Annotated in this window: 13 protein-coding genes; 8 read left to right on the forward strand and 5 right to left on the reverse strand. The window is 69.3% G+C overall.

What is annotated here, in order from left to right:
* Positions 1 to 20 precede the first annotated feature (20 nt).
* Complete coding sequence (rsmI, locus tag BST10_RS15365; RefSeq protein ID WP_083038759.1) at positions 21 to 857, forward strand: 16S rRNA (cytidine(1402)-2'-O)-methyltransferase; 837 nt, start codon at positions 21 to 23, stop codon at positions 855 to 857.
* On the opposite strand, the gene BST10_RS15370 is transcribed toward rsmI, so the two are convergent.
* The 3 genes from BST10_RS15370 to BST10_RS15380 form a co-directional block, all read right to left on the reverse strand.
* Positions 827 to 2,080 (reverse strand): aminodeoxychorismate synthase component I, encoded by a 1,254-nt coding sequence (locus BST10_RS15370; protein ID WP_083038761.1) that lies wholly within the window; start codon positions 2,078 to 2,080, stop codon positions 827 to 829. The two genes, rsmI and BST10_RS15370, sit on opposite strands and share 31 nt — an antisense overlap.
* A gap of 12 nt (positions 2,081 to 2,092) precedes the next feature.
* On the reverse strand, positions 2,093 to 2,983 hold the full coding sequence (locus BST10_RS15375) for an RNA polymerase sigma-70 factor (protein WP_083038808.1): 891 nt from the start codon (positions 2,981 to 2,983) through the stop codon (positions 2,093 to 2,095).
* 68 nt (positions 2,984 to 3,051) lie between these two features.
* Positions 3,052 to 4,227, reverse strand: coding sequence for an NAD(P)/FAD-dependent oxidoreductase (locus tag BST10_RS15380; protein WP_083038763.1), 1,176 nt, complete (start codon positions 4,225 to 4,227; stop codon positions 3,052 to 3,054).
* Between the two features lie 103 nt (positions 4,228 to 4,330).
* Between BST10_RS15380 and BST10_RS15385 the strand changes: the two genes are divergently transcribed.
* Positions 4,331 to 4,684, forward strand: coding sequence for a hypothetical protein (locus tag BST10_RS15385; protein ID WP_083038765.1), 354 nt, complete (start codon positions 4,331 to 4,333; stop codon positions 4,682 to 4,684).
* A gap of 13 nt (positions 4,685 to 4,697) precedes the next feature.
* Here the strand turns inward: BST10_RS15385 and metG are convergent, their stop codons facing one another.
* A complete protein-coding gene (metG, locus tag BST10_RS15390) occupies positions 4,698 to 6,239 on the reverse strand; it encodes a methionine--tRNA ligase (RefSeq protein ID WP_083038810.1) in 1,542 nt (513 codons plus the stop codon).
* Between the two features lie 27 nt (positions 6,240 to 6,266).
* Here metG and BST10_RS15395 point away from each other — a divergent pair, with 27 nt between their 5' ends.
* The 3 genes from BST10_RS15395 to rsmA all read left to right on the forward strand — a co-directional run bounded on the left by BST10_RS15395 (position 6,267) and on the right by rsmA (position 9,256).
* Positions 6,267 to 7,106 (forward strand): TatD family hydrolase, encoded by an 840-nt coding sequence (locus BST10_RS15395; protein ID WP_205277365.1) that lies wholly within the window; start codon positions 6,267 to 6,269, stop codon positions 7,104 to 7,106.
* 159 nt (positions 7,107 to 7,265) lie between these two features.
* Entirely contained in the window at positions 7,266 to 8,345 is a 1,080-nt protein-coding gene (locus tag BST10_RS15400; RefSeq protein ID WP_163762418.1) for a resuscitation-promoting factor, read from the forward strand.
* Positions 8,318 to 9,256, forward strand: a complete 939-nt coding sequence (gene rsmA / locus BST10_RS15405) for a 16S rRNA (adenine(1518)-N(6)/adenine(1519)-N(6))-dimethyltransferase RsmA (protein ID WP_083038769.1) — start codon at positions 8,318 to 8,320, stop codon at positions 9,254 to 9,256. The genes BST10_RS15400 and rsmA overlap by 28 nt, the downstream gene beginning before the upstream one ends.
* Here the strand turns inward: rsmA and BST10_RS15410 are convergent.
* Positions 9,184 to 10,020, reverse strand: coding sequence for a serine/threonine-protein kinase (locus BST10_RS15410; RefSeq protein ID WP_083038771.1), 837 nt, complete (start codon positions 10,018 to 10,020; stop codon positions 9,184 to 9,186). The two genes, rsmA and BST10_RS15410, sit on opposite strands and share 73 nt — an antisense overlap.
* A gap of 150 nt (positions 10,021 to 10,170) precedes the next feature.
* On the opposite strand from BST10_RS15410, the gene BST10_RS15415 reads away from it, so the two are divergent.
* The 3 genes from BST10_RS15415 to BST10_RS15425 all read left to right on the forward strand — a co-directional run bounded on the left by BST10_RS15415 (position 10,171) and on the right by BST10_RS15425 (position 14,536).
* Positions 10,171 to 11,652 carry a PE-PPE domain-containing protein gene (locus BST10_RS15415; protein ID WP_235673541.1) on the forward strand — a complete coding sequence of 494 codons (1,482 nt, stop codon included), beginning with the start codon at positions 10,171 to 10,173 and terminating at the stop codon, positions 11,650 to 11,652.
* Positions 11,653 to 11,681: 29 nt separating this feature from the next.
* Positions 11,682 to 12,650 carry a 4-(cytidine 5'-diphospho)-2-C-methyl-D-erythritol kinase gene (locus tag BST10_RS15420; RefSeq protein ID WP_109559535.1) on the forward strand — a complete coding sequence of 323 codons (969 nt, stop codon included), beginning with the start codon at positions 11,682 to 11,684 and terminating at the stop codon, positions 12,648 to 12,650.
* A 251-nt stretch (positions 12,651 to 12,901) separates the two neighbouring features.
* Positions 12,902 to 14,536 (forward strand): fatty acyl-AMP ligase, encoded by a 1,635-nt coding sequence (locus BST10_RS15425; protein WP_013827912.1) that lies wholly within the window; start codon positions 12,902 to 12,904, stop codon positions 14,534 to 14,536.
* The last annotated feature ends 43 nt before the right edge of the window (positions 14,537 to 14,579 follow it).

Here is a 14,579-nt window from a genome sequence, read left to right on the forward strand (position 1 = left end):
ACGATCGTAGGCTGTGCGCCATGGCCGACGGTCGATTGCTGCTGGGTGCCACTCCGCTGGGTCAGCCCGGTGACGCCTCGCCGCGGCTGGTCGCGGCACTGCGCACCGCCGACGTGGTGGCTGCCGAGGACACCCGGCGGGTGCGGACACTGGCCAAGGCGCTCGATGTGCACATCGCCGGCAAGGTGGTCAGCCTGTTCGACGCCAACGAGGCGGCGCGGGTGCCCGCGCTGCTGGCCGAGATGCAGGCCGGGGCCACCGTGCTGGTGGTCAGCGACGCCGGGATGCCGTTGATCAGCGACCCGGGGTACCGCCTGGTGGTCGCGTGCGCCGAGGCCGGGTTGCCGGTGAGCTGCCTGCCCGGCCCGTCGGCGGTGACGACCGCGCTGGCGGTATCGGGACTGCCGGGCGAGAAGTTCTGCTTCGAGGGCTTCGCGCCGCGCAAGCCGGCGGCGCGCCGCGCGTGGCTGGCCACGCTGGCCGACGAACGGCGCACCTGCGTGTTCTTCGAGTCGCCGCGGCGGTTGGCCGGCTGCTTGCGCGACGCTGTCGACGAGCTCGGCGGGCAGCGGCAGGTGGTGGTATGCCGGGAATTGACCAAGACCCACGAGGAGGTGCGGCGCGGCACGCTGGCAGAGCTGGCCGACTGGGCGGTCGAGGGGGTGCTCGGGGAGATCACCGTCGTGCTGGCCGGGGCGACGCCGCGTGCCGACCTGTCGGCGCTGGTCGCGGAGGTCAACCGGCTGGCCGCTGATGGAATGCGGGTCAAAGACGCCTGCGCGCAGGCGATCGCCGATGTGCCGGGCGCGGTGTCGCGGCGCGAGCTTTACGACGCGGTGCTGCGCTCCCGGGACTGACCGGCGGCGACGATGGGGGCGGCCTTGTGCAGGCACTCCTGCCATTCGGCGTCGGGATCCGAATCGGCGGTGATACCGCCGCCCACCCCGAGCACCGCGCCACCGGCGGCGTCGAACTCCACGGTGCGGATCGCCACGTTGAGTTCGCAGCCTGCCAGCGGTGACGCCAACCCCACCGTGCCGCAGTAGGCGCCACGTCGAGACGGTTCCCACTCCGAAAGCAGCTGGCGTGCGCGGTGTTTGGGCGTTCCTGTCACCGAGGCCGGCGGGAAGGCCGCGTCCAGCAATTCGGACATGGTCAGCTCTTGGGGCACCCGGGCCGACACCGTCGACACCAGGTGCCACACCCCGGGCGCCGGCCGCACCGCCAAGAGTTCGGGCACCGTGACGGTGCCGGTGATGGCCACTCGCCCCAGGTCGTTGCGGACCAGGTCCACGATCATGATGTTCTCCGCGACGTCTTTGGCCGAGGCGCGCAACGCCGAGGGGCGGGCGTCGAGCGGCAGCGTGCCCTTGATCGGGCTGGATGCCACGCCCTGGCCGCGGCGGCGCAGAAACAGCTCGGGCGACAGCGAGGCCACGGCGCCCCAGTTGCCGGCGAGGTAGGCGGCCCGCGCGGGGCCGGTTCGGGCCACGGCGTCGGCGAAAAAGTCCAGCGGGGCGCCGGTGACGGTCCCGGTGAAGCGGGTGCAGACGCACGCCTGATACACCTCGCCGGCCCGGATCGCCTCCAGGCAGGCCAGCACCCCGGTGCGGTGCGCCTGCCGATCGGGCGTCTCCCAGAAGATGCGGCAGCGGCGCTCCGGCGCGGGCGTTGTCAGCGCCTCGGACAGCCAGCCCGGCACCGGGGTGCCGGAAAGACTCTCGAACCACCACTGGCTCTCGTCGTCTTGGCGCAGCACACAGTCGGTCCAGCCCCCGGCGGCCTCGGGGATCCGGGGGCCTGCGCCGTCGGCGCCGGCGTCGGGGTAGGACCGATAGCCGATCCAACCGCCACCCACCGCGCCGTTGCGTGAGCCCGGCGCCGGCACGTCCCCGGTGTCGAACACCTCACCCGGGCTCACCGGTGTGACGGCCACACTGGGAGCGATCACGGCCCGGGCGCCGAACCACTCGCCGGTCAACGCGGCCGGCGGCGGCAGCCCGCACCGACCGGTGGCGTCACCGACCGCGCGCAGCACCTGCGGTGCCGTGCCCAGGTCGCCGAGCCGCTCGATTCGCACCGCACCAGCTTGTCAGACGTCTGCGCCGCGGGTGATCTCCCGGGCGGCCGCGACCGCCGCCAGTTTGTCCGGATTGCGCATTGCGTAGAAGTTGGTGATCAGGCCGTCGATGATCTCGACGGTGAACACGCCTTCGAGCCGGCCCGCGCTGTAGAGCAGCACCGCCGGGGCGGAGTTGCAGGTCGCCATCTCCATCCGGGCGTCGGGTAGCTCCGCGCCCTGGCGCAGCAGGCCGATCACGGTCCGGGCCACCTTGTCGGCGCCGACGATCGGCCGCCGCGCCGCACTGGCCTTGCCGCCGCTGTCGGCGGTCCACACCACATCGGGCGCCAGCATCGACAGCACGGTCGTGATGTCCCCGCCCGCCGCCGCGGTCATGAATTCCGCCGTGACTCGCGCACTCTGCTCCGGGTCCACCGGGGCGTACCGCGGCCGGCGGGCCTGGACGTGGCCGCGGGCCCGATGTGCGACCTGACGGGCCGCGGCCGCCGATTTGCCGACCGCGGCCGCGATCTCGTCGTAGTCGAACCCGAACACCTCGCGCAGCACGAACACCGCACGCTCATCGGGGCTGAGCGTCTCCAGCACCACCAGCATCGCCATCGAGACCGATTCGGCCAGAACGACATCGGCAGCCGGGTCGTGTTCGTCGAGCAGCAGCGGCTCGGGCAGCCACGGTCCGACATAGTCCTCGCGGCGCCGGGCGTTCGTCCGCAGCGCGTTGAGGGCCTGGCGGGTGACCAGGCTGGCCAGGTACGCCTTGACGTCGCGTACCTCGGCCAGGTCGACCTCGGCCCAGCGCAGGTAGCTGTCCTGCAGCACATCGTCGGATTCGGTTGCCGAGCCCAGGATCTCGTAGGCGATGGTGAACAGCAGCGGCCGTAGCTCTGTGAACCGCTGGATTTGAGCAGCGGTTCCAGCTTCGCCTCTCCTTCGTCGAGGCTCGCTGAACCGCTGGGTTTGATCGCCTGTCACACCGTCGCCTCCCGGTCCGCTTGCCGCTGCGCGATTCCGGCTGCCCGGCCGCCCTTGAACCAACGGTACGAGCCGGGCTTGGCCGCCTCGCCGCGAATCCACTTCACGGTGTACTTGCAGATCGACTCCTTGACCACCGCGCCGAGCCGACCCCCGATGAACGCCTTGGTCGGGGTGTCATCGCGGCGCGACAACTGAACAGTCCCCGCGTTCCGGCCCACGCTGATGCACTGGGCGGCGAACGATTGGTCCAGTGCCATCGGTGAGTCGCCGGCGATCCGGGCCAGCACCGTGTTGGCGGCCTGCGCGCCCAGCGGCAGGGCGGCCTGGCAGCTCATCCGCAGCGGCCGGCCCGACGGCGCGACCGCATCCCCGGCCGCCATGATCCAGGGGTTGTCGATGCTGGTCAGGGTCTCGTCGGTGAGCAGCCGGCCCAGCGCGTCGGTGGCCAGCCCACTGGCCCTGGCCAGATCCGGGACGCCGAAGCCCGCGGTCCAGACCGTCACCTGGCTGGGCAGTGTCGAGCCGTCGGCCAGCACCACGGCATCGGGGCGCACCTCGGCGACCGTGGCCGCTTCGCGGACCTCGACACCGAGTTTGCGCAGCGCCTTGGCCACCGAACGGCGCCCCGCGGCGTGCAGTGACGGTCCCAGCATCTCGCCGCAGACCAGGGTGACCGTGCGACCTTGCCCGGCCAGCTCGGAAGCCGCCTCGATTCCGGTCAGCCCGCCGCCGACGACGATCACCGGCGCGTCCGCCGTTACCTCGCCGAGCCGGGCAAGCAGCCGCTGCGCGTGCTCCAATTCGCTGATGGAATAGGCGAATTCGGCGGCACCCGGAACGGTGAGCGTGATCGCACCGGTGCTGCCGACCGCATAGATGAGGTAGTCGTAGCGCAGTGCGATGCCGGAGGCCAGTCGGATCCGGCGGTCAGCGGCGTCGATCCGGGTGACGGCGTCGACCGCCAGCCGGACGCCGTCGCCGAGCAGGTCGGGGTAGTCGATGGTGGCCGTCCCGGTGCCGGCAACATACTGGTGCAATCGGATTCGCTCGACGAACGCCGGACGCGGGTTGACCAGGGTGATGTCGACGCCGGGATGCTGACGCAGCCGGTTGGCGGCCAGGGTGCCGGCATAACCGCCGCCGACGACGACAACGCGAGTGCGAGTCATGAGTTGCTCCTGTCTCTGGAGGTGGGTGATGCCCTCAAGACACCCCGGCCCGCCGGTATGTGACGCATTGTGAGCTGTTTCACCTCGTGCGTAGGGTGGGGCCATGGGTTTCGGTGGGCCGGCGCGGATGTTCGTCCGCGCGTTCAATGCCGTGACGACATCGCTGGTCACTGCGCCGCTGCTCGGTTCGCGGCTGGGCCGTCGGCTCACCATGATCAGCTATGTCGGGCGGCGGTCCGGACAGACCTTCAGTCTTCCGGTGGCCTACTGGCGCAGCGGTGACAAGGTCGCTATCGGGGTCACGCTGCCCGACAAGAAGGCCTGGTGGCGCAACTTTTCCGGCGACGGCGGGCCGTTGAAGATCCGGCTCGACGGCGCGGACCGGGCCGGGCACGCCGTCGCCGAGCGCGACGAGCAGGGCCGGGTGAAAGTGGTCGTCCGACTGGACCCGCGGTAGGCGTCTGGTCAGCTCAGGATTGGTAGCGCGGGAACACCCCGGATGGCGCGGGCAGCGTCAGCCCCGGCGCCAGCCGCTCGCCCACAGCGGTGAACATCCGCTGCCCTTCCTCCTGGCCCAGCAGGTCGAGCAGCTTGCCCGCCGATTCGGGCATCACCGGCTGCGCCAGCAGCGCCGCGATCCGCACCACCTCCAGCGTGGTGTACAAGACGGTGCCGAACCGGGCCTGATCGGCGGCGGACTCGCTCTTGGCGAGCTTCCACGGTTCGTGGGCGGAGAAATACCGGTTGGCCGCGCCCAGCATCAGCCAGACCGCCTCCAGGCCCAGGTGCATGGCCTGGGCGCCGAACGCCACCCGCACCTTCTCCAATAATCCGTCGGCCTGCGCCAGCAGCTCCTCGTCGTCGCCGGTGGGCGCCAGCGGTTCCGGGACCACCCCGGCCAGGTTCTTGGCGACCATCGACAGTGACCGCTGCGCCAGGTTGCCCAGCTCATTGGCCAGGTCGGCGTTGATGCGGCTGATCAACGCCTCCTCGGAGATGCTGCCGTCCTGACCGAAGGGGATCTCCCGCAGCAGGAAATACCGCACCTGGTCGACCCCGAACTTCTCGACGAACTCGACCGGGTCGATAACGTTGCCCACCGACTTGCTCATCTTCTCGCCGCTGTTGAGCAGGAAGCCGTGTGCGAAAACCTTGCGCGGCAGCTCGATTCCGGCCGACATCAGAAACGCGGGCCAGTACACGGTGTGGAATCGGATGATGTCCTTGCCGATCATGTGCAGATCGGCCGGCCAGTACCGGCGGAACGACTCGGAGTCGGTGTCGGGATAGCCGACCCCGGTCAGGTAGTTGGTCAGGGCGTCCACCCAGACGTACATCACGTGGTCGGGGTGGCCGGGCACCGGCACGCCCCAGTCGAACGAGGTGCGCGAGATCGACAGGTCGCGTAGCCCGCCGGAGACGAAGCTGACCACCTCGTTGCGGCGCACCTCCGGGGCGATGAAGCCGGGGTTGGCCTCGTAGTGCGCCAGCAGCTTGTCGGTGTAGGCCGACAGCCGGAAGAAGTAGGTCTGCTCCTCGGTCCAGGTCACCGGCGCCCCGGTCTCGGCCGCCACCCGCGAGCCGCCGTCGGTGAGCCGGGTCTCGGCCTCGGTGAAGAACCGCTCGTCGCGTACCGAGTACCAGCCGGAGTAGGTGTCCAGGTAGATATCACCGGCGTCGACCATGCGCTGCCAGATCGCCTTGGACGCCGTCAGATGGTCGGCGTCGGTGGTCCGGATGAACCGGTCGAAGGAGATGTTGAGCCGTTCCTGCAGGCGCTCGAACACATCGGAGTTGCGCCGCGCCAGCTCCGCGGTCGGGATCCCTTCGGCGGCGGCGGTCTCGGCCATCTTCAGCCCGTGCTCGTCGGTGCCGGTCAGATACCGCACGTCGAACCCGTCGAGCCGGTGGAACCGGGCGATCGCGTCGGTGGCGATGTACTCGTAGGCGTGACCGATGTGCGGGTCACCATTGGGATAGGTGATCGCGGTGGTGACGTAGAAGGGCTCAATCTGTCTCATCAAGCTTCACCCTAAGGTGTGCGGGTGAGCTCTAAACGATCAGCCGAACGCCCGGCGCCGCCTGCGCCGGAGCCGCTGACTCCGCTGGTCGACGCGCACACCCATCTCGATGCGTGCGGCGTCGACGACGTGCCTGCGATCCTGGACCGGGCCAGCGCGGTCGGCGTGCAGGCGGTGGTGACCGTCGCCGACGACCTGGACTCGGCCCGCTGGGTGACTCGGGCCGCCGACGCCGACGACCGGGTGTACGCCGCCGTCGCCCTGCACCCCACCCGTACCGACAGCCTCACCGACGGCGCGCGCGCCGAGATCGAGGCGCTGGCCGCCCACCCGCGGGTGGTGGCGATCGGCGAGACCGGCTTGGACCTGTACTGGCCGGGCCGGCTGGCGGGCTGCGCCGAACCAGCGACGCAAAAGGAAGCCTTCGCCTGGCACATCGACCTGGCCAAACGCACCGGGAAACCGCTGATGATCCACAACCGCGACGCCGATGCGGCCGTGCTGGACGTGCTGCGCGCCGAGGGCGCCCCCGAGACGGTGATCTTCCACTGCTTCTCGTCCGGTCCGGAGATGGCTCACACCTGCGTCGAGGCCGGCTGGACGCTCAGCCTGTCCGGCACGGTCAGCTTCAAAAATGCCCGTGACCTGCGAGAAGCCGTACCATTGATCCCGCGCGAGCAGCTGCTGGTGGAAACCGATGCGCCGTTTCTGACCCCGCACCCCTACCGCGGCGCGCCCAACGAGCCCTACTGCCTGCCCTACACTGTCAGGGCGCTGGCCGAGCTGCTGGGGGAGTCGGCAGCTGAGCTGGCGCAGGTCACGAGCCACAATGCCCGTCGGGTGTACGGCCTGCGGTGAAACGTCGAGCAGGTCACATTCGGTTGCCCGAACGCCGGGGAGTTCGTTACCGTCTCGTTATAAACACGGGGCACCGCAAGGGCCCCTTTGCCATGTCTTCACCGTCGTGAGGTTTTTCGCTTGAACACTGTGACCAGGCTGCATCAGGCGCCGTCGCCGATGCTGCGGATGCTGGTCGGCGCGCTCTTGCTGGTGCTGACCTTTGCTGGTGGTTTCGCGGTCGCCAGTGCCAAGACCGTGACGCTGGATGTCGATGGAACTCCGGTCACCGTGACCACCATGCGGTCGCGGGTGATCGACGTCGTCGCCGAGAACGGATTCGATCTCGGCGAACGCGACGACGTGACTCCCGCCCGGGACGCCCGGGTGCACGACGCCGACACGATCGTGGTGCGGCGCAGCCGGCCGTTGCAGCTGTCGCTGGACGGCCGCGAGTCCACGCAGGTGTGGACGACGGCCCTGTCCGTCGACGAGGCGCTGGCGCAACTGTCGATGACGGACACGGCTCCGGCCGCCGCGTCTCGGGGCAGCCGGGTGCCGCTGGCCGGCATGGCGCTGCCGGTGCTGAGCGCCAAGAACGTCCGGATCGACGATGGCGGTGTGGTGCGCACGGTGCGGCTGGCCGCGCGGAACGTCGCCGAATTGCTGGCCTCCGACGGCACCCCGCTGGAACAGGCCGACAAGGTCAGCCCGCCGGCCTCGACCCCGATCACCGAGGGCATGGAGATCCAGGTGACCCGGATCCGGGTCACCCACGTCACCGAGCGAGTGCCGCTGCCCCCGACCGCGCGTCGCGTCGAGGACCCGGCGATGAACATCAGCCGGCAGGTCGTCGAGGATCCCGGCACCCCCGGCACCCAGGATGTGACCTACTCGGTGGCCACGGTCAACGGCGCCGAGACCGGTCGGCTGCCGGTGTCCAACGCCGTGGTGGACCCGGCCCGCGACTCGGTGCTGCGCGTCGGCGCCAAACCGGGCACCGAGGTGCCGCCGTCGGTGTACGGCGCGGCGTGGGACCGCATCGCGGCCTGCGAATCGCACAATAACTGGGCGATCAATACCGGTAACGGTTTCTACGGCGGTGTGCAGTTCGACTATGGCACCTGGATCGCCAACGGCGGGTTGAAGTACGCCCCGCGCGCCGACCTGGCCACCCGCGAGGAGCAGATCGCGATCGCAGAGGTCACCCAGGCCCGGCAGGGCTGGGGCGCCTGGCCGGTGTGCAGCGGGAGACGCTGACCATCGGACTACTCGGGGCCGGCGACATCAGAGCCCTGGCGGCCGAACTCGACCTGCGGCCCCGGAAATCACTGGGGCAGAACTTCGTTCATGACGCCAACACGGTGCGCCGGATCGTCGCCGGTGCCGGAATCACCGCTGACGACCATGTCCTGGAAGTCGGGCCGGGACTCGGCTCGCTGACCTTGGCCCTACTCGGGCACGGGCCGACTGTCGTCGCCGTCGAGAAGGATCCGGTACTGGCTGACCGGCTGCCGGCGACCGTCGCCGAGTATGCACCCGCGGACGCGGACCGCTTGACGGTGCTGAGCCGGGACGTGTTGACGCTGCACCGCGAGGAGGTAGCCGTCGCGCCGACGGCGGTGGTGGCGAACCTGCCCTACAACGTCGCGGTCCCGGCGTTGCTGCACCTGCTGGCCGAATTCGCCGCTATTCGCACCGTGATGGTGATGGTGCAGCTGGAGGTGGCCGAGCGGCTGGCAGCCGAGCCGGGCGGCAAGGACTACGGGGTGCCCAGCGCCAAGGCCCGGTTCTTCGGTGAGGTGCGCCGTTGCGGCACGGTGCCGCCGAGCGTGTTCTGGCCGGTGCCGCGGGTGAACTCCGGACTGGTGCGCATCGATCGGTATGACACCGCGCCCTGGCCGGTCGACGACACATTTCGCCGCGCGGTCTTCACGCTGATCGATATCGCATTCGCCCAGCGCCGCAAGACGTCCCGCAACGCCTTCGCGGAATGGGCGGGATCGGGTGCACAGTCGGCCGCGCTGCTGGAAGCGGCCGGTATCGACCCGGGGCGGCGCGGCGAGACCTTGGCGATCGCCGACTTCGTGCGCCTGCATCAGGTTTCGCGACCCGACGGTTCGGCCAGTGCCCGGGACAGCTCGTCGACGAACTCGGTGCAGGACTCGTAGCGGCGCGCCGGGAACTTCGCCATCGCTCGTTCCACCACCACGTCGACCGCCCGCAACACGGGACCCAACGTCGCCGAGACGGGCGGTGGCAGTCGCCGCAGGTGCGCGTCCACCAGTTCTGCGGCGCTCGACGCGGGGAACGGCGGTGCCCCGGTGAGCAACTCGACTGCGGTGCACGCCAGCGCGTATTCGTCGGTGGCGGCTGACGGGGCTTTGCCACAGAGAATCTCGGGCGCGGTGTACGGCAGCGAGACCTCGGCGTTGCCGGCTTTCCGGGGCCGGTTCCACACGTCCTCGACGACGGCGTGGGCCGAGCCGAAGTCGGTCAGCACCGCCCCGGCGTGGGGGAAGTCGGCAGGGATCAGGATGTTGGCCGGTTTGACGTCGCTGTGCACGATGCCGCTGTGATGGGCGTGGTCGAGCGCGTCGGCGATCTGGGCCAGCGCGCTCAGTTGATCCGGCAATGCTTGCAGCCGCGTCGAATTGCCGCCGTCGACGAACTGCATCGCCAGCCAGCACGGCCCGTGCCGATAGACGGTGACGATATGGGGGTGGTCGAGGACGCGCGCGAACTCGAACTCGCGGTTCAACCGCGCCTGCTCGGCGGGCGTGCGATGCGTTTCGTCGAGAACTTTCAGCGCCACCGGCGGGGCCTGGTCGGCCCGGAGGCGAGAGTCGTGGGCTCGGTAGACGGTGGCGTGCCCCCCGCGCCCGACTTCGTGGTCGATCACGTAGCCGCCGAAGTCGATGCCGGCTTCGCCCATGGGCCCAGGTTATGGGGCCGGGGCCCGCTTCGGACGCTGAAGCCGGGCACCTCCCGAAAAGCTAAGAAAACCATGATCGCATAGCAAAAAATCAATGACATTTTGCTGGCGCAGGGTGATAATCATCCCAACTTCGTCCGGGAGGTCGTCATGGCAACTATGGACAGTCGCAGGCTGCGTTCGTTGGGTGCGGTTCCGCTGGCCGTCGCCACCATCGCCGCATTGGGTGTCTCGCCGGCGGTGGCGCCCGGGCTGGCCTCGACAGCCAAAACCGTGGTGGCCCAGGCGACCTTGCTCGACACCCAGTCCTGGATCATGGGCGGCAGCGGGCTGCCGGTCCCGCCGCCGCAGTACCTGGCCGCGCTCACCGACCGGTTCCTGGACCCGGCGACGCCCAAATTCGACGGTCAGCCGCTGTTCCCGGTGGACGTCACCAACGCGCTGTTCACCCCGGAGGGCCTGTATCCGCTGACCGGCGTGAAGTCGCTGCCGCTGGACACCTCGCTGGCCCAGGGTGTCTCGATCCTGGACCAGAAGATCATGGAGGAGACTGCCGCCGGCAATAACCTTGTCGTACTGGGCTACTCGCAGAGCGGTGTCATCAACGCGCTGGAGATCAAGAACCTGCTGGCCCTGCCCGAGGACCAGCGGCCCGACGCCGACCAGCTGTCCTTCGTGATGCTGGGCAGCCCCAGCACCCCCGACGGCGGCCTGCTGTCCCGCTTCGACCTGACGAGCATCAATCCGAATCTGCCGGAGCTGACGCTGCCCAGCCTGGGCGTCACGTTCAGCGGCGGCACCCCGGCCGACACGCCGTGGGAAACCGCGTTCTACACCCAGGAGTACGACGGCTTCGCCGACTTCCCCAAGTACCCCTTGAACCTGTTGGCGGACATCAATGCGTTCATGGGCATCATGTTCGTGCACGGCACCTACCCGACGCTGACCGACGAGCAGTTGGCGTCGGCGATCGAGCTGCCGGTCAGCGACGGCTACACCGGCAACACCCAATACTTCATGATTCCCACCGAGAACCTGCCGCTGCTGGAGCCGTTGCGGGGCAGCGGATTCGGCAATGCGATCGCCGACCTGCTGCAGCCGAGCCTGCGGGTGCTGGTCAACCTCGGCTACGGCGACATCGAACACGGCTGGTCGCAGGGGCCGGCGGACGTGTCCACCCCGTTCGGCCTGTTCCCCGACGTCAACATGCAGGACGTGTTCACCGCCCTGGTGAACGGCGCTCAGCAGGGGTGGACCGACTTCGTCGACGCCCTGCAGAACATGTCGTCCAGTAGCGCGGCGGACCTGTTCGGCGGCGACGTACTCGGCAGCGCCGACTTCGTCATGCCGAGCCTGACCGACATCGTCAACACGCTGACCAGCGCTTCGGCGACGCTGTACGCCACGTTGCTGCCCACCGCGGACATCCTCAACGCCCTGGTGACCACCTTGCCGGCCTACACCGCGACGATCTTCGCCCAGGAACTGGCATCCGGTGACCTGCTGAACGCGATCGGCTTGCCGCTGGCGGCCACCACCGGTCTGGTCACCATGGCGGCCGGGTTCGAGTTGGAGGTCATGCTGGGGGCCTTCAGCTCCATTCAGGCCGACTTCGCCGACCTGTTCAGCTAGACCGCGCACCGGATGGACCCGCTAGTCTCATCGGCGTGACCGCATCCGACGGTAGTGCCGCCACCGAGTGGTCCCCGACCGGTTCGGTCACGGTGCGCGCGCCGGGCAAGCTCAACCTCCACCTGGCGGTCGGTGACCGCCGCGACGATGGTTACCACGAGCTCACGACGGTTTTTCACGCGGTTTCGCTGGTCGACGAGGTGACCGTGCGCGACGCCGATCTGCTGTCGTTGCGGATCGCCGGCGAGGGCGCCGACGTGTTGCCCACCGACGAACGCAATCTCGCGTGGCAAGCCGCTGAACTGATGGCCGAGCACGTCGGCCGGGCCCCTGACGTGGCGATCACCATCGACAAGTCCATTCCGGTGGCCGGCGGGATGGCGGGCGGCAGCGCCGACGCGGCGGCCGTGCTGGTCGGGATGAATGTGCTCTGGGAGTTGGGCGTGCCGCGACGCGACCTGCACGCCATGGCCGCCCGACTCGGCAGTGACGTGCCGTTCGCGCTGCACGGCGGTACCGCGTTGGGCACCGGACGCGGGGAAGAACTGGCGACGGTGCTCACCCGTGAGACGTTCCACTGGGTGCTGGTCTTCGCCGACCGCGGGTTGTCGACACCGGCGGTCTTCGCCGAACTGGACCGGCTGCGCGACAGTGGGCGCGCCCTTCCGGAGGTGGGCGAGTCCGAGCCGGTGCTGGCCGCGCTGGCCGCCGGCGATCCGCAGCGGTTGGCAGGGCTGCTCGGCAATGACCTGCAGACGGCCGCGGTCAACCTCAATCCCGCGTTGCGAAGAACATTGCGGGCCGGCGTGGAAGCGGGGGCGCTGTCGGGCATCGTGACCGGGTCCGGACCGACGTGCGCGTTCCTGTGCGCCTCGGCGCCTTCGGCGGCCGATGTCGCCGTCGAGTTGGCGGCGGTCGGCGCCGGCCGCGCGGTGCGGGTGGCCAGTGGGCCGGTCTACGGTGCCCGGGTGGTGCCCTCATCGGTCACCGGAGTGTGACGACGGCCCCAATCCCGCGCCAAGATTTGCCCCTCGATTAAGAGGAGTTTAAGATACAGCGCGGTGACTAGTTGTGGCCAGGACATCCCCGTCGACCAGACGCACGTCGATCTGGTGGGCCGCGCATTACGGTATCGAGACGCAAACGCCACCTATTTGTGCGCGCGCGCCTCTTACGAAGTGGTCTCCAGCAGGTGGAACATGAAATCTCAGCCCGTGGGGAAAGCACCGGTGCCGGCTAGGAGGCCGTCGTGAGCAGGTTTACCGACAACATGTTCCGCAGTGCACGCGAGTCCACTAAGGGCATGGTCACCGGGGAACCGCACGAACCGGTCCGGCACACCTGGGGTGAGGTGCACGAACGCGCCCGCCGCATCGCCGGCGGGCTGGCCGCCGCCGGTGTCGGCCCCGGAGACGCGGTCGGTGTGTTGGCCGGCGCCCCAGTCGAGATCGCCCCCACCGCGCAGGGCGTCTGGATACGCGCCGCAAGCCTGACTATGCTGCATCAGCCCACGCCGCGCACCGACCTGGCGGTGTGGGCCGAAGACACCATGACCGTCGTCGACATGATCGACGCCAAGGCCGTCATCATCTCCGACCCGTTCCTGGCCGCGATGCCGGTGCTGCAGGAGAAGGGCCTGAAGGTCCTGACCGTCGAGGATCTGCTGGCCGCCGACCCGATCGACCCGGTGGAAGCCGGTGAGGACGATCTGGCGCTGATGCAACTGACGTCGGGATCGACTGGGTCTCCGAAGGCAGTGCAGATCACCCACCGCAACATCTACTCCAACGCCGAGGCGATGTTCATCAGCGCCGAGTACGACGTCGACAAGGACGTCATGGTCAGCTGGCTGCCGTGCTTCCACGACATGGGCATGATCGGCTTCCTGACGGTGCCGATGTACTTCGGCGCCGAGCTGGTCAAGATCACCCCGATGGACTTCCTGCGGGACACGCTGCTGTGGGCCAAGCTGATCGACAAGTACAAGGGCACGATGACCGCGGCCCCGAACTTCGCCTACGCGCTGTTCGCCAAGCGGCTGCGCAAGCAGGCCACGCCGGGACAGTTTGATCTGTCCACGCTGCGGTTCGCGCTGTCGGGCGCCGAGCCGGTCGAGCCGGCCGACGTCGAGGATCTGATCGACGCCGGCAGGCCGTTCGGCCTGAAGCCGGAGGCGATTCTGCCGGCCTACGGCATGGCGGAGACGGTGCTGGCGGTGTCGTTCTCCAAGTGCGGCGCGGGCCTGGTGGTCGACGAGATCGACGCCGATCTGCTGGCCGCGCTGCGCCGCGCGGTGCCGGCGACCCGGGGCAACACCCGGCGGCTGGCCTCGCTGGGGCCGCTGCTGGAGGGGATCGAGATCCGGATCGTCGACGAGCACGGCAATTCGTTGCCGCCGCGCGGGGTCGGGGTGATCCAGCTGCGCGGTGAGCCGGTCACGCCGGGATATCTGACGATGGCGGGCTTCCTGCCGGCGCAGGACGAGCACGGTTGGTATGACACCGGCGACCTGGGCTACCAGATGGAGGACGGCCACGTCGTGGTGTGCGGCCGGGTCAAGGACGTCATCATCATGGCCGGTCGCAATATCTACCCGACCGACATCGAGCGGGCCGCGGGCCGCGTCGAAGGTGTGCGGCCGGGCTGCGCGGTGGCGGTACGCCTGGATGCCGGGCATTCTCGCGAGACTTTCGCCGTCGCGGTGGAGTCCAACGCCTGGCAGGATCCCGCCGAGGTGCGCCGGATCGAGCACCAGGTGGCCCATGAAGTCGTCACCGAGGTCGACATGCGGCCCCGCAACGTGGTGGTGCTGGGGCCGGGCAGTATCCCCAAGACACCGTCGGGCAAGCTGCGCCGGGCCAACTCCGTCGCCCTGGTCACCTAAACTTCGCCACCTTCGCCGAGCAGTCGCGAAAGCCCCCAAATCC

The organism is Mycolicibacter algericus DSM 45454, assembly GCF_002086455.1.
GTDB classification, from domain to species: Bacteria; Actinomycetota; Actinomycetes; order Mycobacteriales; family Mycobacteriaceae; genus Mycobacterium; species Mycobacterium algericum.